This window comes from Micromonospora sp. PRAS1 (genome assembly GCF_059553435.1).
Genome location: NZ_JCANNB010000010.1, coordinates 1 through 17,915 on the forward strand (window position 1 = coordinate 1; position 17,915 = coordinate 17,915).

The window sequence follows — 17,915 nt, forward strand, 5'->3', positions numbered from 1 at the left end:
ACTCGCCGCCACCGGTTAACACTCGCCGCCGCCGGCGATCCCGAGGCCCGCGACGGGCATCGGCAACGTGCGACGGCCGCGGACCCACCGACATCGCCTCCCGGAAAGGCGACGACGGTCAGCGGAGGCGGAGGCCGTTCAACAGCCGGCCGAGCGCGGCCCAGGTGTGCTCCAGCGCGTCGGGGCTGGTCGTCGTGGCGAGCCACAGGGCCGCCTCGTTCATCGCGCCGGAGAGCAGGTGGGCCAGGGGCGCGACCGGTTGCGCCGGGATCGTCCCGTCCGCGACGAGGTCGGTGAGCGCCTCGGCGAGGTGCTGGGCGGACGCCGCCTCGTCCAGCGCCCGCCACTCGGCCCAGCCCAGCACGGCCGGCCCGTCGATCAGCATGATCTGCTGGACTCCGGGGGCGGTGCTGGCGGTGAGGAACGCACGGCAACCTGCCGTGAGCCGGGCCCACGAGTCGGGTTGTGCCTGAGCGGCCGTGACGATCTGCTCGGCCACCTCCTGTTGCACCTGCTCCAATACCGCCCGGAAGACGTCGGCCTTGCTGTCGAAGTGGTGGTACAGGGCGCCCTTGGTCACCCCGGCTGCGGTGACGATGTGCGACAGGCCGACCGCCGGGTAGCCCAGCGCCGCGAACAACCGCCGGCTCTCCCGTACCAGGGTCTGTCGGGTCTGTTCCCGCTGCTCCGCCCGCCGCATCCTGCCGTCCTCACCCGGTGCCGCTATTGACATACCGATGGTATGCCAATAGCGTCCATTCGCATACCAGCGGTATGTGAATGGAGTGGGCCATGCACCTGACCAGCTTCTACCCGGTGATCTGCACCAACCGGCTGAAGGAGTCGCACGCGTTCTACGTCGAGTGGTTCGGCTTCGAGACCACCTTCGAGGCGGACTGGTACGTGAGCCTGCGCCGTCCCGGCCGCGAGCCGTACGAACTCGCCCTGCTTGACGCCACCCACCCGACGATCCCGGACGGCTTCCGGCGACCGGCCGGCGGACTGCTGCTCAACTTCGAGGTGTCCGACGTGGACGCGCAGTGGCAGCGCCTCGTCGTCGAGGGCGGGTTGCCGGCCGAGCTGGAGCTGCGCAGCGAGGACTTCGGGCAGCGGCACTTCATCGTCGCCGACCCCAACGGCGTACTGATCGACGTCATCACGCCCATCGAGCCCAGCGGCGAGTACGTCGAGCAGTACACCGACGCGTCGAGCCGCCCCTGACCACCGCCGGCGGACCGGGCTACCGGACCGGTGACCAGGCCGGTGCGTTGCAGTCGCAGCAGCACCGGACCGGTGCCGTGCGACGGCCTACCGCAGCCCGTACGCGACCGGTCGGGAGGCGAGCCACCAGGAGACGCAGGCGGCGACGGCGACGACGCCGCTGAACACGAAGGGTGCCTCGATGCCGGCGCTGGTCGCCAGCGCGCCGCCGGCCAGCGCTCCCAGGGCGGTGCAGCTGTAGGTGACCATGCGGGAGGCGGCGGTGACCCGGCCGAGCAGCCCGGTCGGCACGAGCCGCTGGCGTACGGAGAGCGCAGCGACGTTGAGCACGGCGAACGCCGCGCTGGTGGTGACCACCACGAGCACCGCGGCGGCCCGGTTCGCCACGACCGCCAGCAGCACCGGTACGCCGGCGGTGACCGCCATCGACCAGGTCAGCACGGCGCGGTGCCGGAATCGGGCGATCAGCCGGTCGGCGGCGAACGAGCCGAGCAGGCCACCGGCCGCGCCGGTGGCCAGGAGCAGGCCGAAGCCGACCGCGCCGAGGCCGAGGGCGTCCCGGGCGTAGAGCACGAAGATCGCGAACCAGGCGGTGTCGGCGGCGGCGACGGCGGCGCTGACCAGGACCAGGGTGCGCAGCGTGGGCTGGCGGACGAGCCAGCGCAGGCCGGCGAGGATGCCGTCGCGCTGCGGGGCCGGGGTGTCGCCGCCGGGGGCGGCGGCGCGGTGGGCCAGGGTCAACGGCAGCGAGAGGACGAGCATCACGGCCAGGGCCAAGGTGGCGCCGTTGACGGCGAACGGGATGGCGGCGCCTACGACGAAGAGCAGGGCGCCGACCGGTGGCCCGACGAACTCGTTACCGACGATCTCGCCGGCGACCAGCCGTCCGTTCGCCTTCTCCAACTGGGCGTCGGTGACGAGCCGGGGTACGGCGGTCTGGGCGGCGGTGTCGCGGACGGTCTCCCCGACGCCGAGCAGGAATGCGGCGGTCACGACCAGGGCGATGGTGGCCCAGCCGAGGGCGACCGCAGTGGCCAGGGTGGCCAGCACGAGCACCCGGCCGGTGTCGGCGGCGGCGAGCAGGGTGCGGGCGCCACGGCGGTCGGCGAGGGCGCCGGCGAACAGGCCGGCGACGAGCCAGGGCAGGAACTGGGCGGCGGCGACGGCGGCCACGGCCAGCGGATCGTCGGTGAGCGCGGCGGCCAGTAGCGGGAAGGCGGCGACCCGGATGCCGTCACCGAGATTGGCCAGCGCGGCGGCGCTCCAGAACGTCCAGAACGGCCGTCCGAGCGAGTGAGCCTGGTTGTCCACGGGGCGACTCTAGTGGATCAGGTGTGGCTGGCGCGGTGCCCGCTCGCCGGCAAGCGGGCACCGCGCCAGCAGAGTTGGTTACCCCTCAGACTGCGTTGTCGGCGATGACCTGGCGGTACCAGTGGGCGCTGCGCTTGAGCACCCGGCGTTGGGTGGGGTAGTCGACGTAGATGAGGCCCCAGCGCTGGTCGTAGCCCTCGGCCCACTCGAAGTTGTCGAGCAGGGACCAGACGTGGAAGCTCTCCAGCGGTACCCCGTCGGTGACGGCCCGGTGGGCGGCGGTGAGGTGGTCGCGCAGGAAGGCGACCCGCCCGGTGTCCTCGACGGTGCCGTCGGCGGCGAGTACGTCGGGGGTGGGCAGCCCGTTCTCGGTGACGGTGAGCGGCACGGGGCCGTAGTCGCGGGTGACCCGGGTCAGGATGTCGTACATCCCCTGCGGGTAGATCTGCTGCCAGCTGGCCTCGGAGGTGGGCCAGCGGCGGACGGTACCGCCGTCGGCGGTGACGTAGATCGGCGTGTAGTACTGCACCGCGAGCAGGTCGACGGGAGAGGAAATGATCTTCAGGTCGCCGTCCTGGATGCCGCGGACCATCCGGCTGCTCGGGCCGAGGTCGGCCAGCACGTCCTCGGGGTAGCTGCCCTTGAAGGCAGAGTCGAGGTAGAGCCGGTTCTCGTAGCCGTCGTAGAGGCGGGCCGCCTCGGCCGCGGCGGGGGAGTCGTCGGCGGGGTAGCACGGGTGCAGGTTGAAGGCCGGGCCGATGCGGCCCTCGCCGTTTGCGCGCAGTGCCCGCACCGCGAGGCCGTGGGCGAGTTGCAGGTGGTGCGCGACGAGGTACGCGGCGTCCGGGTCCTGCCGGCCGGGGGCGTGGTGGCCCTGGAGGTAGCCGTTCTGCACGACGGTCTTGGGCTCGTTGATGGTGAGCCAGACCGGCACCCGGTCACCGAGTGCGGTGAACAGGGTGGCCGCGTAGTCGGCGAAGCGGTGCGCGGTGTCGCGGGATTCCCAGCCGCCGACGTCCTGCAGGGACTGCGGCAGGTCCCAGTGGAACAGGGTGGCCATCGGGGCGATGCCCCGCTCGTGCAGCCCGTCGACCAGGCGACGGTAGAAGTCGAGGCCCCGTTGGTTGGCGGCGCCGGTGCCGTCGGGCTGGATGCGCGGCCAGGAGATGGAGAACCGGTAGCTGCGCAGCCCCAGGTCGCGCATCAGATCGAGGTCTTCGGCGTAGCGGTGGTAGTGGTCGGCGGCGACGTCACCGGTGTCGCCGTTGCGGATGCGGCCCGGCGTGTGGCTGAAGGTGTCCCAGACCGATTCGCCGCGGCCGTCCTCCTTGGCGGCGCCCTCGATCTGGTAAGCGGAGGTGGCCGCGCCCCAGCCGAAGTCCGGCGGGAAGGGCAGCCGGGCGGTGGGCGCTGCGGCCGGGTCGGTGCGGTCGGACTGGCAGCCGGTGAGGGCGGCGGCGCTGACGGCGGTGGCCGTGGTGCCGACGGCGGTGGCGCCGACAGCGGTGGTGCCTGCCGTGCTGGCGCCGACTGCCGGGCCGGCCTGGGATGCGGCGGCCGAGAGCGCCGCGCGGCGCAGCAGGTGACGCCTGGTGAGCATCGACATGGGTTCTCCTTGTGGATGGGGTTGACCGCCGGAGCCCGGGAGCGCTCCCAATAAAGGGTAAGGGGTGGGCGGTAGCCGCCGGGGCATGATCGTCGCAGCGGGACGGGCAGGCCGCAGTGGCGGGGGATGGCAGGTGAGAGGGGGTGGGCGTGTGCCGGTCGGGCGTCGGGTGCGGCGGGACCGGGTACGCCGAGGGCCGCGGGCGGACCGTGGCGCGCGCCCGGGCGGTCGGCGGGGCGGCGCGGATGGCGGTCGGCGGGCGGGTCGACTGCCGTGCGGTGCGCGCGGGTGATGCGCGTCTGACCCGTCGGCCTCTTTTCCCATCGTGAACGGGGGTTTAGTGTGGGGACGGGGGAGGGCAACCCCCGTCCCCACCATGTTGCGGTACACGCACGTGCGGATTGGCGTCCCAGTCGTGCGTGTCGCGCGGGAGCCGGGCCACGCGAGTGGCTGAGGATCCACCTCCCTCCACTATGTGGGGCGGCGGCTGACGGCGGTGTCCGGGCTGGCCCGCCGTCGGCCTGTGGGTTCTGTCCCCGGTGCCGTGGGCACGACATCGGGTGATCTTCTGGTTGGAACTCTGTCGATGGAAGCGCTCCCATCGACGTTGCTGCGACTGTAACGCCCGTCACGGCTTTGTGAAAGCCCCAAAACGAGATCGAAACAACTCAGTGTTTCCGGAAGCGCTGTCTCTGGCGTTGGGAGCGCTTCCATGGCAGACTGTCGATCGACCACGTGGAGCCACGTTTGTCGCGCGAGCGTGGGTCGCCGAGGGCATCCGGTCCGTCCGGTACGGCGTCCTGCAGCAGTGGGCGTAGCCGCCGTTCCTGCCCGGCGCCCCCACCGCCACCGGCCTTGCGGCCGGAGAGACCACCATCCACTGGCGCCACGCGACCCATCCCGGCCGGCGTGGGCGTCACGCCGGGGCGGCACCGCCCCCGGCCTGGTCCGAGGAGACACCGCGCAGATGAGAAATCTGGCAAGACGTCGCCGGCTGGCGTGGCTCGCCGCCGCGGCACTGGCGCTCGGCGGGGTGACCGTACCCGCCGCCGCCGCGCAGGCCGCGCCGGCCTGCGACGTGGTCTATACGACAAACGACTGGAGCAACGGCTTCACCGCCAACGTGACCCTCAAGAACCTCGGCGACCCGATCAACGGCTGGACGTTGCGGTTCGCCTTCCCCGGCAACCAGCGGGTCACCCAGGGCTGGTCGGCCCGGTGGAGCCAGTCCGGCAACCAGGTCACCGCCACCAACGAGTCCTACAACGGCAACCTGGCCACCGGCTCGTCGGTAAGCCTCGGCTTCAACGGCTCCTACACCGGCAGCAACCCGAAGCCGACGTCGTTCTCGGTAAACGGGGTCACCTGCGGCGGGGTCGCGGCGCAGCCGCCATCGGTGAGCCTGTCGGTGCCCGCCGGCCCGTTCACCGCCCCGGCGACCGTGCCGCTGACCGCCACCGCCAGCGACCCGGACGGCACGATCGCCCGGGTCGAGTTCTACCGCAACGGCCTGCTGGTCAACACCGACACCACCGCGCCGTACGCGTACACGCTGGAGAACCTGCCGGCCGGTGACTACACGGTGCAGGCCAGGGCGTTCGACAACAGCGGTCTCTCCGCGATCGCCGAGCGGTCGTTCACCGTGGCCGGTACCACCTCGCCGGCGCTGGTGGCCACCCCGTCGGCGTTGACCGTCCCCGAGGGCGGCAGCTCGACGTTCCGGCTCACCGCGAGCCGGGCACCCACCTCGAACGTCGCGGTGAGCCTGGCGCGTACCGGCGACACGGACATCACCGTCTCGCCGACCTCGGCGACGCTGACCCCGAGCAACTGGAACACCGGGGTCGAGGTGACCGTCCGGGCGGCCGAAGACGCCGACACCGTCGGTGGCACCGCCACCGTCACCGCCTCGGCCACCGGCCACACGCCGGCCACGGTCACCGTCACCGAGATCGACAACGACGTGCCCGGCGGCGACGGCGAGTACGTCCAGCGCTTCCTCGCCCAGTACAACAAGATCAAGAACTCCGGCTACTTCAGCCCCGAGGGCGTGCCCTACCACTCGATCGAGACGCTTATCGTCGAGGCACCCGACCACGGGCACGAGACCACCTCGGAGGCGTTCAGCTTCTGGCTCTGGCTGGAGGCGTACTACGGACGGGTGACCCAGAACTGGGCGCCGTTCAACAACGCCTGGACGGTGATGGAGAAGTACATCATCCCCTCCGCGGCCGACCAGCCGACCGCCGGCTCGCCCGGTGACGCCACCTACGCCGCCGAGAACGACCTGCCCAGCCAGTACCCGTCGCAGCTGCAGCCGAACGTGCCGGTGGGCAAGGACCCGCTGCGCGCGGAGCTTCAGCAGACCTACGGCACCGGCTCGATCTACGGCATGCACTGGCTGCTGGACGTGGACAACGTCTACGGCTACGGCCGCTGCGGCGACGGCACCACCCGCCCGGCGTACATCAACACGTTCCAGCGGGGCACCCAGGAGTCGGTGTGGGAGACCATCCCGCAGCCCTCCTGCGACACCTTCGCGCACGGCGGCCAGTACGGCTACCTGGACCTGTTCATCAAGGAGCAGAACGCCCCGGCCAAGCAGTGGAAGTACACGAACGCCCCGGACGCCGACGCCCGGGCCGTGCAGGCCGCGTACTGGGCCCTGACCTGGGCCAAGGAGCAGAACAAGGCGGCCGACGTGGCAGCCACCGTGGCCAAGGCGGCCAAGATGGGCGACTACCTGCGGTACGCCATGTTCGACAAGTACTTCAAGCGGGTCGGCAACTGCGTCGGCGCCAGCACCTGCCCGGCGGGCAACGGCCGCGACTCCGCCCACTACCTGATGTCCTGGTACTACGCCTGGGGCGGCGCGTACGAGACCAGCCAGAACTGGTCGTGGCGGATCGGCTCCAGCCACAGCCACTTCGGCTACCAGAACCCGTTCGCGGCGTGGGCGCTGACCAACGTGCCCGAGCTCAAGCCCCAGTCGCCGACCGCGGCCGCCGACTGGGAGAAGAGCTTCGAGCGGCAGCTGGAGTTCTACACCTGGCTCCAGTCCGCCGAGGGCGGCATCGCCGGTGGCGCGACCAACAGCTGGGGTGGCCACTACGGCACGCCGCCGGCCGGCACCGCCACCTTCTACGGCATGTTCTACGACGAGGACCCGGTCTACAACGACCCGCCGTCGAACCAGTGGTTCGGCATGCAGGTCTGGTCGATGCAGCGCATCGCGGAGCTGTACCTGGTCACCGGCAACGCCCGGGCCAAGGCGCTGCTGGACAAGTGGGTGCCGTGGGCGATCGCCAACACCACGCTTGGCGCCGACTGGTCCATCCCGTCGGACATGGAGTGGACCGGCCAGCCCGCCAACTGGAACCCGAGCAGCCCGCAGCCCAACAACAACCTGCACGTCGAGGTGACGGTGAAGGGTCGGGACGTCGGCGTCACCTCCGCCCTGGCCCGCACGCTCATCGCGTACGCGGCGAAGTCGGGTAACACGGCGGCGAAGACCACCGGCAAGGGGCTGCTGGACGCGCTGCACGCGGCCAGCGACGCGCAGGGCGTGTCGACGGTGGAGAAGCGCGGCGACTACCGGCGCTTCGACGACGTCTACAACGCCTCCACCGGTCAGGGCCTCTACGTCCCGCCGGGCTGGACTGGCCGGATGCCCAACGGCGACCAGATCGCCCCGGGCAAGAGCTTCGTCGACATCCGGTCGTTCTACAAGAACGACCCGGCGTGGCCGAAGGTCCAGGCGTACCTCGACGGCGGGCCGGAGCCGGAGTTCCGCTACCACCGGTTCTGGGCCCAGGCGGACATCGCCATGGCGTACGCCGACTACGGAAAGCTGTTCCCCAACGGCTGAGCGAACTCCTCCGGGTGGGGTGCTGACCCACCCGGAGGCTTCGGTCGGGCCTCGGGGGTAACAGGCAGGTCCGGCCGGCGGCCTGACGCCCACGGTCAGGCCGGGGTGGGTCGGCCCCTCTGGCCGACGCAGCGGAGCGGTCGGCCCACCCCACCGCGCCCGATCCGTCGGGCTCACCACGCAGATCGCGAAAAAAAGTAGCCGCCCCGGGATCACAACCCGGCCCGGGACGGAGTAACGTACATCACCGGAGAGGCCGCTCCCCCCGTGGCGGCCTCTCCCTTTTTGTGCCCGTCGCTCACCGCGTTTCGTGCCCGTCGCTCACCGCGTCGGGGTGCACCACGTCGCCGGGGCGGATCGACCGGCCGTCGCCGTGCAGCGGTGGCGACCCGGTCGGCGGGCTTCCCGCCGGCACCGGATGCCGCAGTCCCGGATGACCGGACGGCAGCGACCGGCGTACCACCGCCCAGCTGAGCGCCAACGCCGTGGCCACCAGCGGCCAGGTCAGCCCCACCCGGGCCGCGGTCAACGCGAGCACCTGCCCACCGAGGTACAGCGGCAGGAACACCGCCACCCGCAGCACGTAGGTCGCGGTCCAGACCCAACTGCCCCGGCCGTACGCGCGCAGCAGCGCCGGGTCCCGCCGCCACCGCCCGCGCTGGCCGAGGGCGGCACCGACCACCACCCCGAGCAGCGGCCAGCGCACCACGATGCTGACCGCCCACACCAGGGCGCTGGCCGCGTTGGCCAGCAGTTGCACGAGGAAGAAGTCCTCGGCGCGGCCGGTGCGTACCACGACGATCGCGGCCACACAGACGGCGAGCAGACCGATCAGCACCGACCGGGGACGGTGCCCGCGGCGCAGCCGCCAGCCGGCCACCGCGACACCGACGGCCAGGGCCGCGATCACTCCGGCGGTGACCGACCGCCCGGCCAGCAACCAGCCCGCCGTGAAGGCGACCGGCGGCAGGGTCGCGTCCACCGCACCACGACGCCCGCCGAGCAGGTCGGCCAGCGATTCCGGGCGCCCGACGGCCGGGGCGTCCCGCTCCGAGGTACCGGTCACCATCGCCTCCCTCACCTGCGCCCAACCTATCCCGACGCCACCGGCGGGCCCCCGGATGTCCGGTACGGGCGGGCGGCTAAGTTGTCCGGGTGCGCGTGACGCCGAGGGGTGGAACTGCGGTCTGGCTGGTCCTGCTGGCTCTCGTCCAGGCGGCGGCCTTCATCGTCGTCTGGCGATACGCCCTGCACAGCGCGACCGGGCAGTGGATCGACACGGTCGCGCTCACCGGCAATCGGATCGGTCGCGACCACATCGAGGATCCGGTCAACCGCATCCTCAACGCGATGTCCGTGGTGTCGTTGCTCGCGGCCACCGTGATGATCGGGTTCATCGCGCTGATCCGGGGCCGGGTCGCGCTGGCCGTCGCGGCCACCCTGCTGATCGCCGGGTCCAACGTCAGCACGCAGCTGCTGAAGTACGGGCTGAACCGGCCGGACTACGGCGTCGACCCGGAGCGGGCGTTCGTGGGTAACAGTCTGCCCAGCGGCCACACCACGGTCGCCGCCTCGGTGGCGGTGGCGCTGGTGCTCGTGCTGCCGCCCAAGGTGCGCGGCTTCGCCGCCGTGATCGGCGCCGGCTACGCCGCGATCGCCGGGGTGGCCACCCTCTCCGCGAGCTGGCACCGGCCCAGCGACGCGGTGGCCGCGTATCTCGTGGTGGGGGTCTGGGCGGCGGTGGCCGGGCTGCTGCTGCTGAGCACCCAGCGGGAGGGGGCGCAGGTGGCCCTGGCCGACGCGCACCGTCTCACCCCGCTGCTGCTCGGCCTCGGCGGTCTGCTGGCGATCGCGGGCTGCACGTTGGCGCTGTGGTGGCTGCTGGGCCAGCGCGGCATCCCGGCGGCCGAGCTGGGCCGCCGGCCGTTGTTCCTCGGCTACGCCGGCAGCGCCGCCGGCATCGCCGGCTCGATGGGCGTGGTGATGGCGCTGATGCTCGCCGCCGTGCACCGCATCGTCCCCCGCGAGCAGGGCTAGGCCTGGGAAAGGCGGAACCGTGGTGACCGAACCGCGAGAGCTGATGACTGCGACCCGGGACGCCTTCCGCGACGAGTGTGCGCGGTTGGGCCAGGTGCTGCCCACCCTCGACCGGCGGGACCTGGAACGACCCACCGACTGTCCACCATGGAATGTGGCAGAGCTGTTGGCCCACGTCCGCACCGGCGTCGCCCGGTTGGCCGACATGCTGGCCGCCCCGGCGCCTGAGCGGGCCCAGGTCGACGCCGCCGGCTACTTCGGCGCGGCCAAGTTCACCCCGCAGGTCGACGCCGACCGCATCGACGCCGCCCGGGCGCAGGCCGGCGACGTTGCCGATGTGCCGACGCTGGCCGCCCAGTTCGACCGGGCCTGGCGCGCCACCCTCGACGGGGTCGACGCCCACCCGGCGCAGCGGGTCGTCCGCACCCGGCACGGCGACGCGATGACGGTGCCGGAGTTCCTGCGTACCCGGGTGGTGGAGGTCGGGGTGCACGGCCTGGACCTGGCCGCGGCGCTGGACCGCGAGCCGTGGCTGACCCCGGCGGCCGGCCAGGTGATCGCCGACCTGCTCACCGGTGGCCGCCCGGTGCCACCGCAACTGGGTTGGGAACCGCTGACCCTGATCCGCAAGGCCACCGGTCGCAGCCCGCGCAGCGCCGCCGAGCAGGCCGTCCTCGACGCCGCCGGGATCCGGCTGCTCGCCTTCGGCGGCTGACCGGCCACCCACGGGTGCCTCGCCGCTGGCGAGCCCGCGACCGTGGCGTTCAGAAGGGGGTCGCCGCCGGTTCCGGTGGACCCTTGCGGGCGCGGCGGGCGTCGTCGATGGCGACCGCGCCGAGCACCACGACCACAAGCGCCTCGGCGTACACCGGCGGGTGATCCAGCAGCAGCGGCAGCGGGAGGGCCAGGACCAGCGCGCCGATCCACCGGGACGGGGAGACCCGGTTGAAGACCTCGTACTCGAAGCGGGCCCGGCCGAGCAGGAACAGCACCGGCCCACCCGTGATCAGCACGATCCAGGCCACCTCGGGGTGCGTCAGCGGATGTTGGATGGCCAGTTCGTAGCCGATCGCGGTGGCGGTCAACCCGATCACCATCACCAGGTGGGTGTCCGCGGCCGAGCGACCGATCCTGGCCGGTCGGCGGGCTGCGGCGACCGCCTCGGCGAGGATCTGCCCGGCCCGTTGGACGTAGACGCGCCACAGCAGGATGGTGCACGCCATCGCCAGCGCGAAGGTCACGGTACGCGCGGGACCGTAGCCGCTGTCGCTGTAGGAGAAGCCGGCCACCAGGATCGTCTCGCCGAGAGCGATGAGGAAGAACTGCTGGTAGCGCTCGGCCAGATGCCAGCCGCCGATCTCCCACTGGGAGACGACCGAGCGACCCAGCCCGGGGACCGGGTAGCCGAACCGCCCGGCGAGGTACTCCACGCCCAGCGCGCAACTCCAGAGGATCACCCGAGGGCTGGTCGCTGACAGCGCGCCGACGATCCAGAGTACGCCGGTGGCGCAGAAGGTGATGATCGTTCTGATCTTGAGGCGGCGTTCCGGTGTGCCGCCGACGAGCAGGATCAGCGGTCGGACGAGCTGGGCGACCACGTACGCCGTGGCGAACGCCAACCCCGTGGTGGTGAACGCGCTGGGGATCGCCACCCCCATCACCATGGCGCAGACCAGCGCGATGATCACGATCAGTTGCAGCCACCCGTGGTGCGGGTCGTAGCGGCTGGTCGTCCAGGCGGTGTGCTGCCAGAGCACCCAGAGCGCCAGCAACAGCAGCAGCGTCTTCGCGCCCCCGGTCACCGGGCTCCAGCCGGTGGCGCCCCCGGGCTCCAGGGCGAGGTCCTCGAACGCCCGGGCGGAGATCCGGGTCAGCGCGAAGACGAACACCAGGTCGAAGAAGAGCTCCAGGAAGGTCGCCCGCCCCGGATCCCCGGTGCCCGGCATCAGCCGACCGGCGGGCCGCGCCACGGTCAGCTGCTCTGCTCAGCATCGGTCCAGGTCACCACGTTGTCGTAGCACCGCCGACGCCGGCGGAAGGGGTGAACCGGGAAACCGACAAGATCTTGCTCGGCGGACCGGGCGGCGGGCACCATCGACCGATGACGACGAGATGGGCGATGACGGTCCCGTTGGCGGGTGTCCCGCTCGCCGACCACGCCGCGGTGTACGCCGCCCTCGCCGACGCCGGCTACACCGACGTGTGGTCCGCCGAGGTCAACGGCGCCGACGCGTTCACCCCGCTGGCGCTGGCCGCGGCCTGGCAGCCGCGGCTGCGGCTGGGTACCGCGATCACCCCCGTGTTCACCCGGGGCCCCGGCCTGCTGGCGATGAGCGCCGCCGCCCTCGCCGACGTCGCTCCCGGCCGGTTCGCCCTCGGCATCGGCGCCTCGTCGCCGACGGTGGTCGCCGACTGGAACGCGGGGCAGTTCACCGCGCCGTACCGGCGCACCCGGGACGTGCTGCGCTTCCTGCGGGCGGCGCTGCGCGGGGAGACCGTCGACGGCGCCTTCGACACCTTCGCCGTGCGCCGGTTCACCCTCGAACGGCCGCCGGTGGTACCGCCGCCGTTGCTGCTGGCCGCGCTGCGCCCCGGCATGCTGCGGCTGGCCGCCGCCGAGGCCGACGGGGTCATCCTCAACTGGCTCGCCGCCACCGACGTGCCACGCGCGCTGGCCGAGCTGGGGGAGCGGCGCCCGCAGTTCGAGGTGGTGGCCCGGATCTTCGTCTGCCCCACCGAGGACGCCGGCTACGCCCGCACTCTGGGCCGGCGGCTGATCGCCAGCTACCTGACCGTGCCCGCGTACGCGCAGTTCCACCGCTGGCTCGGCCGGGAGCCGGCGCTTGCCGACATGTGGCAGGCGTGGGCGGCCGGCGACCGGCGCGCGGCGCTGGCGGCGGTGCCGGACGAGGTGGTCGACGCGCTGATCCTGCACGGCTCGCCGGAGCGGTGCCGGGCCCAGGTGTGCCAGTACGTCACGGCCGGGGTGGACGTGCCGGTGCTGGCCCTGCTGCCCACCCCGGAGGTGGCCACCGGCGACCCGGCGGCCCTGGTCACGCTGGCCGCCCGGCTCGGACTCGGTGCCGAGCCGCCGCCGAACGCCGCATCGATGGCGGGCCTACCGAACGCCGCGTCGACGGTGGGCCCGCTGAGCGCCGCGTCGACAGTGGGCCCGCCGAATGCGGCGTCCAGGGTGGGCCCGCCGAATGCGGCATCGACGGTGGGCCCGCCGAACCCGGTGCCGACGGTGGGCGCAGAGCCACCGGCCCGGCCCGCGTCAGCGCTCGGGTGAACGCCGGGAACGCCAGCGCAGCGGGCCCGGATGCACCGCCCAGAGCAGCCGCCGCCAGCGGGGCCGGGCCTGCCGTAGTGCCCCGGTGTAGACGGTGGCGGCCTCGGCGGCCGTACCGGCCTGCTCGGCGGTGGCCGTACCCGGCGCGAAGGCGACCTGGTTGAGCAGGCGGGCCAGGTCGTCGACGGCGCTGTACGCGGGCATCCGGGGATCTGCGGTGTCGGGTCGGGTCGCGTCGGCGAGGGTGCGCCGGGCCCGCTCGGCGACCTCGGTGGCGGAAAGGTCGACGGGCACCGGCTGCCCAGCCAGCCGCAGCGCGTCGGTCACCTCCCGCCAGGCGCCGGCGATCCGCTGGCCGGGGTCGCCCCGATGCAGCCGGTTGCGGGTCAGCGCGCGGCGCATCCCCAGCAGAGTGGCCAGCGCCACCACGACCAGCAGCAGGAGACCGCCGCTGGTCCCGGCGACCAGCACCGGCGTCGACGCCCCACCCGAGTCGGCGGGGCCACCGGGGGCCGCCTGCGGCGGCGGCGAGGCGGTCGGCTCCAGGGTCGGCTCCGGCTGCTCCGACGGCGGCGGATCGTCCGGCTTCGGGCGGAAGTCCTCCTCGACCGGGCGCGGCTCCTCGTCGGGGCGGGGCAGCGGATCGAACGGCACCCAGCCCAGCCCGTCGAAGAGCACCTCCGGCCAGGCGTACGCGTCGGCGGCCCGCACCGGCCCGGACGATCCGGCGGCGAACCCGACCACCACCCGGGTCGGCAACCCGGCCATCCGGCCCAGCACCGCGAAGGCGGCGGCGAACTGCTCGGAGGTGCCGCGCTGCCCGCCGCCGTTGACCGGTCCGAACAGGAAGAACGCCAGATTCGGGTACGCGTGACCGCTGGGCGCGTCGGCGACCAGCCGGTAGTGCTCGGAGAGCCACTGCTCGATCGCTGCCGCGCGGGCGTACGGGGCGCCGTTCTCCTCGGCCAGTTGGGCGGCGAGCCGGCGCAACTGTTCAGGTGCCCCGTCGGCGACGTGCAGCACCCGGGCCACCTCGTCGCCGGCCGGCGTGTTCGCGGTGGCGAGCAGGTTCACGTCGGGTCGTTCCTGCGCGGAGGTCACCGTGTACCGCAGTCCCGGGGCGAGCCCGTCGGGTCGGATCAGCGTGCCGGTGTCCGGGTCGTAGGCCACCCGCGCCCCGCTGACCTCGCGCGGGGTGGCCACCGCCGGCAGCAGCCGGCCACTGAGGTCGCCCATCGTGATCTCCTGCCGGACCGTGCGCACGGTGGCGTACGGCGGCGGGTCCACCACGGGCAGGATCCGGCCGGCGTTGCGGTAGGTGGCGCCGACCCGCCAGGTGACCCCGTCGTAGTCGCTGAGCACGGCCAGCCGGATCCGCACCCCGCCGCCGGCAGCCGTCGGCCGCTCGTCCGCAGCGGCGTCGCTGTCATCCGGGTCCGAGTCGGCGTCGGAGCCGGGGTCGGTGGTGCCGGCGTCGGCCGGGGTGCTGCCCTGCGTGGACACCTGGAACAGTTGCTGGTCCGGGTTCAGCGCCCAGCCCGAGATCCGGATCAGCGGATTCTCGTCAAGCGTCTCCACCTGCGGCGGCTCCACATAGCGGCGCGGATCCACCGGGCGGGTTTCCACAAGCGCGGCCAGGGCCGGGCCGAGCAGCGCGGCCAACCCCACCACCACCGCCGTACCGGCGGCCGACGCCACCGCCAACCGGGCCCGCATCCCCGCCCGCGCCGCCGGGGCCAACCCGTCGACCGGGTCACCGCCGCCCGCCCGCCCCGACGCCGCCAGACCGAGCGCCGCCACCGCCACCAGCGCCACCGTCGCACCGATCGCCGGCTCCGCGTTCGGGCCCACCACGTACACCGCCCCGGCGAAGAGCAGGGCCGGCGGCAGGTAGCCCAGCAGCACCCGCCCGGCCCGCAGCGCCACCTCCGCGCCGGCCAACCCGGCCAGCCAGGCACCCACCAGCGGCACCAGCACGGTGTCCGGCGTCGGCTCCACCGGAATCATCGCGGTCAGCAGCCGGGGGATGCCGTTGCGGGCGGCATCGGCGGCCACCTCGGCGAACCCGCCCGGCAGCTCGGCCCGGTCCGCGGCCAGCCGCAGCCCCCACGCCGTCCAGCCGGCCATCGCCAACACCGACACCGGCGCGACCAGCCAGGACGGCAGCCGCCGCGCCACCACGCTGACCAGCACCGAGCCGAGGGCCGCGCCGGCCACCAGCCCGGTCAGCAGCGAACCCGCGTACACCCGGTCGAGCGTCAGCCCGGCCAGCGTGACCATGGTGACCAGCACCGCCGGCACGACCAGACCGGCCAGCGCCGCCGGCACCGCCCGCAGGATTCTCACCACCGGCGTACCCCGTCCCACTCGGCGGCGAAGGCCGCCCCGTCGAGGGCGTCGACGACGACCAGGCCGGCGGCGTCCGGCGGCGCCGGTTCCGCCGAGCCGAACACCCCGACGACCACAGACGGGTACGCCCCCCGCAACGCGCCGACGTAGCCCAGGTCGCCACGGCCACCCGGGCCGGTGAGGACGACCAGGGTGTCGCCGAGCCGGTCGCGACGCAGCCGTCCCGTCGCGGCCTCCAGGGTGCCCTCGTCGGTAAGCGTCACCGCGGCCAACCGGTCCAGCGGCCCGACCCCCGGCTCGTCGAACTCCACACCGCCGCTGCCGTTGCCGTTGCCGGGCGGGGCGGCTGCCGCCGGCTCGGTGGGCGGCTCGGCGGCGGCCACGAAGAGCAGCGCCACCGGCAGGTCCTCCCGCACCGCCGCGGCGACCACCGACGCCGCCGCCTCGCAGGCCGACTCGAACGACTCGGCCACCCCGTCCACCCGGTCCGGATGCGCGGCGGCCCGATTGTCCAGCAGCACCACGATCCGCGGCAGGCTGGTGTCCACGTTCTCCCGCACCATCAGCTCACCGACCCGCGCGCTGGTGCGCCAGTGCACCCGCCGCAACTCGTCGCCGACCACGTACTCCCGCAACGAGTCGAAGGTGATCGAGCCGTGCGGTACCGCGTCGACCCGGCCGTCGAGGCTGCGGCCGGCGCCGGTGGGCACCGCGCTCAGTGGATGGATCCGCGGATGCACCCAGACCGGCACGCTGTCCCCGTAGGAGCGGGCCAGCACCACCAGGCCCAGCGGATCACGGCGGGTCACCCGCAGCGGGCCGACCGGCACCACACCCCGGCGGGTCGTCGGCACGTCGTAGCGGACCGTGGTGTCCGCACTCGGACGCAACCGCAGCACCGGCACCGGCACCACCCGGTCACCGCACCGGTCGGTGGCCAGCAGGCTCGCCGCCCGCAGCCGCCCCGCGTTGCGCAGCGTCAACGTCATCGCCGCCGGCTCACCCCGGGCCACCCGGTCCGGATCCGCCTGCCGCTGCACCGCCAGCCGGGGTCGGCGGGCCGCGATGACCACGGCCACCGCGACGGCGATGCCAGCCGCCGCACCCAGCAGCGTCAACTCCGGATACCCGAACCGGAAACCGGCACCGAGCAGCAGGACGGCCACGACGAGCAGACCGATGCCCCGAGCGGTGATACCCACGCCAGCCCGCCGCAGCTACGGATGCGCCGGGGCCGGCTGACCCGACGGCAGCGGCACCGGCACCGAGGCGACGGCCTGACGGAGCACATCGGCGGCAGTCACCCCGCGCACCTGGGCGTCGGAAGTGAGCAGCAGCCGATGCGCGAACACCGGTTCGGTGAGAGCCTTCAGGTCCTCGGGCATGATCCAGCCCCGGCCGTCGATAAGCGCGTACGCGCACGCCGCCCGGGTCAACGCGATCACCCCACGCGGGCTGACCCCGACCCGCACCTGCGGATGGGTCCGGGTCGCCGCGGCCAGCCGCACCGCGTACGCGTACAGCGGCTCGGCGATGTGCACCCGCAACGCCATCCGGACCATCTCGCCGACGGTGGCCGTGTCGGTGACCGCGGCGAGCGCCTCGGGGGAGCGCACAGTCGCCCCGCGCAACACCTCCACCTCCACCGACTCGTCCGGATAGCCGACGGAGAGCTTCACCAGGAACCGGTCCAGCTGCGCCTCCGGCAGCCGGTACGTGCCGTCCATCTCCACCGGGTTCTGCGTCGCCACCACCAGGAACGGCTGCGGCACCGGATGCCGTACCCCGTCCACGGTGACCGTGCGCTCCTCCATCACCTCCAGCAGCGCCGACTGCGTCTTCGGCGACGCCCGGTTGATCTCGTCGGCGATGACGATGTTGGCGAACACCGGACCGGGATGGAACTCGAAACCCCGGGTTGCCTGGTTGAAGATGGTCACCCCGGAGACATCCGAGGGCAGCAGGTCCGGGGTGAACTGGATGCGCCGCCACTGGCCCTTGACCGTCGCCGCGATCGCCCGCGCCAGGGTCGTCTTACCCACCCCCGGCACATCCTCCAACAGCACGTGCCCCTGGGCGAACAACGCGGTCAACGCCAACCGGACCACCTGTGGCTTGCCGAGCACCACCGCGTTGACGTTCTCGGCCAGCCGGGCGGCGAGGGCGGCGAAGCCCTGCACCTCCTGCTGGGTCAGCGGCTCGTGGCTTGTCACGGTGGTGCTCCTTGCCTG

The 17,915-nt window shown here is 73.2% G+C and carries 12 protein-coding genes and 1 pseudogene; 5 read left to right on the forward strand and 8 right to left on the reverse strand.

Translation table 11 applies throughout. The features are described 5' to 3' along the window. Positions 1–118: 118 nt before the first annotated feature. Complete coding sequence (locus AC507J_RS11720) at positions 119–700, reverse strand: TetR/AcrR family transcriptional regulator (protein ID WP_496289145.1); 582 nt, start codon at positions 698–700, stop codon at positions 119–121. Positions 701–792: 92 nt separating this feature from the next. Here AC507J_RS11720 and AC507J_RS11725 point away from each other — a divergent pair, with 92 nt between their 5' ends. Next, on the forward strand, positions 793–1,221 hold the full coding sequence (locus AC507J_RS11725) for a VOC family protein (protein ID WP_496289146.1): 429 nt from the start codon (positions 793–795) through the stop codon (positions 1,219–1,221). A gap of 87 nt (positions 1,222–1,308) precedes the next feature. Here AC507J_RS11725 and AC507J_RS11730 read toward each other — a convergent pair whose 3' ends face one another. Beyond that, entirely contained in the window at positions 1,309–2,532 is a 1,224-nt protein-coding gene (locus tag AC507J_RS11730; protein WP_496289147.1) for an MFS transporter, read from the reverse strand. A gap of 85 nt (positions 2,533–2,617) precedes the next feature. Next, positions 2,618–4,138, reverse strand: a complete 1,521-nt coding sequence (locus tag AC507J_RS11735; protein WP_496289148.1) for a GH1 family beta-glucosidase — start codon at positions 4,136–4,138, stop codon at positions 2,618–2,620. A gap of 967 nt (positions 4,139–5,105) precedes the next feature. Between AC507J_RS11735 and AC507J_RS11740 the strand changes: the two genes are divergently transcribed. After that, positions 5,106–8,006: a glycoside hydrolase family 48 protein gene (locus tag AC507J_RS11740; protein ID WP_496289149.1), complete on the forward strand. Its 2,901-nt coding sequence runs from the start codon at positions 5,106–5,108 to the stop codon at positions 8,004–8,006. 298 nt (positions 8,007–8,304) lie between these two features. Here AC507J_RS11740 and AC507J_RS11745 read toward each other — a convergent pair whose 3' ends face one another. Beyond that, entirely contained in the window at positions 8,305–9,072 is a 768-nt protein-coding gene (locus tag AC507J_RS11745; protein ID WP_496289150.1) for a DUF3159 domain-containing protein, read from the reverse strand. Positions 9,073–9,161: 89 nt separating this feature from the next. On the opposite strand from AC507J_RS11745, the gene AC507J_RS11750 reads away from it, so the two are divergent. Together AC507J_RS11750 and AC507J_RS11755 are read left to right on the forward strand one after the other, a co-directional pair. Then, positions 9,162–10,043 (forward strand): phosphatase PAP2 family protein, encoded by an 882-nt coding sequence (locus AC507J_RS11750; protein ID WP_496289151.1) that lies wholly within the window; start codon positions 9,162–9,164, stop codon positions 10,041–10,043. A gap of 43 nt (positions 10,044–10,086) precedes the next feature. Then, positions 10,087–10,758, forward strand: a complete 672-nt coding sequence (locus AC507J_RS11755) for a maleylpyruvate isomerase N-terminal domain-containing protein (protein WP_496289334.1) — start codon at positions 10,087–10,089, stop codon at positions 10,756–10,758. A gap of 49 nt (positions 10,759–10,807) precedes the next feature. On the opposite strand, the gene AC507J_RS11760 is transcribed toward AC507J_RS11755, so the two are convergent. Further along, the gene (locus AC507J_RS11760) at positions 10,808–12,013 is read right to left on the reverse strand and encodes a low temperature requirement protein A (protein ID WP_496289152.1); all 1,206 of its coding nucleotides are present in this window, start codon (positions 12,011–12,013) and stop codon (positions 10,808–10,810) included. Between the two features lie 149 nt (positions 12,014–12,162). Here AC507J_RS11760 and AC507J_RS11765 point away from each other — a divergent pair. After that, positions 12,163–13,125 (forward strand): annotated as a pseudogene (locus tag AC507J_RS11765) (LLM class F420-dependent oxidoreductase); the annotation flags it as partial. A 195-nt stretch (positions 13,126–13,320) separates the two neighbouring features. Here AC507J_RS11765 and AC507J_RS11770 read toward each other — a convergent pair. From AC507J_RS11770 to AC507J_RS11780, 3 genes are read right to left on the reverse strand one after another with little or no spacing between them, the layout of a single operon-like run. Next, complete coding sequence (locus AC507J_RS11770; RefSeq protein ID WP_496289153.1) at positions 13,321–15,684, reverse strand: transglutaminase TgpA family protein; 2,364 nt, start codon at positions 15,682–15,684, stop codon at positions 13,321–13,323. After that, on the reverse strand, positions 15,678–16,886 hold the full coding sequence (locus AC507J_RS11775; RefSeq protein WP_496289154.1) for a DUF58 domain-containing protein: 1,209 nt from the start codon (positions 16,884–16,886) through the stop codon (positions 15,678–15,680). Before AC507J_RS11775 ends, AC507J_RS11770 begins: the two co-directional genes overlap by 7 nt. A 15-nt stretch (positions 16,887–16,901) precedes the next feature. Then, positions 16,902–17,897 (reverse strand): AAA family ATPase, encoded by a 996-nt coding sequence (locus AC507J_RS11780; RefSeq protein WP_496289155.1) that lies wholly within the window; start codon positions 17,895–17,897, stop codon positions 16,902–16,904. Between the last annotated feature and the right edge of the window lie 18 nt (positions 17,898–17,915).